This window comes from Streptosporangium sp. G12 (assembly GCF_052983175.1).
On the sequence record NZ_JBRIQO010000088.1, the window covers coordinates 1 to 1,288 of the forward strand.

A 1,288-nucleotide genomic window follows, 5' to 3' on the forward strand; every position below is an offset into this window, starting at 1 on the left:
TGTCCGAGGCGCAGGTCCTTGACCGCGGAGCTGAAGTGCTCACACGCCGAGGCGCAGCCGCGGTCGGTGAGCACCACCAGCGGCAGGCCGAGCAGCTCGACGGTGTCGTCGGTCCGCATGGTCTGGCAGGTGCCGTCCACGGTGCACTGGTGGGCGGTGACCTTGCCGTGGGTGAAGGCGCTCAGCAGCCGGATCGCCTCGGTGGGGCTGCCGCCGCCGTTGCCGCGCAGGTCCAGCACGACGCCGGACAGGGTGCGGCCCGTGCGCAGCCGGGTGATGGCCTTGAGGACCCGGTTGGCGGAGTCGGGCGCGAACCCGGTCATCCGCACGTAGGCGACGTCGTCGTCCAGCAGCTTTGACCGCACCACCTGCAAGGTGGCCAGGTCGCGCTGGTAGAGGCCGGGTTTGAGCGTGACCGTCCAGCGGCGGCCGGTGCTCTGGCGCAGTAGCCGCAGCCGCACTGGCCGCGCGTCGGGGTACTGCGGGTAGAGGGCGGCGAGGGCGGGGGTGGCCTTGGCGTCGATGAAGGGCGCCGAGCCGTTGATCGACTCGATGATGTCGCCGGGGCGCAGGCCGGCGGCCTGGGCGGCGCCGCCGTGCACGGTGGTGACGAACAGCGGGCCGACGGCGGTGCCGAGGTTGGCGTCGGCTTGCGCGCCGTTGACGTTCGCCTCGAAGCCCAGGCCGTAGCCGTCGCCGTCGTAGTAGTCGGGCGGCCGTTTGACGTCGTGCGTCCAGCGGGCGTGGTTGTCGCCGAGGGCGGCCACGATGGCCTCGAGGGTGACGACGGCCAGCTGGTCGCGCAGGTCGGGGACCTGGTCGGTGACCTTTCGATAGAGGCTTTCGAAGGCGGCCCAGTCGGCTTTGCGGTCGCCGGTCAGCGCCGGCATGGTCGCCTCGGGCACCTCGCGCCCGTTGCGGTTGAGCTCCTGGGTCAGGGCGACGAATCCGGCCGTCAGCAGCGAGCGGGCGTCCAGGGTGGCGCCGCTGTAGTAGGTGCCCAGGATGCAGAAGTACGCCTGCTCGATGACGTCGATCGTGGTGGGCGTCTCCGCTGCGGGTGGGCCTTGGGGGCGGGCGCAGACCGTCGGGCCCGCGGTGCCCGCCTGGGCGCGCGGCGGCGCGGGCGCGGTGCAGGCCGCCGCCAGCAGGAGGGCGAGCCCGGCGGCGGCGGTTCTGACGGTGGTCATGACAGGCGCCTTCGGACCCACCAGAAGCAGAACCAGGTCAGGCCGGCGGTGAGCAGGGCGTAGATGCCGGTCTCGATCCACTGGAAGGGCCAGAAGCG

The 1,288-nt window shown here is 72.5% G+C and carries 1 protein-coding gene; it reads right to left on the bottom strand.

The features are described 5' to 3' along the window. Positions 1-1,190: S41 family peptidase (locus tag ACVCAG_RS45705; protein ID WP_447191666.1), on the bottom strand; the 1,190-nt coding region annotated here is incomplete at its 3' end. Positions 1,191-1,288: the final 98 nt, after the last annotated feature.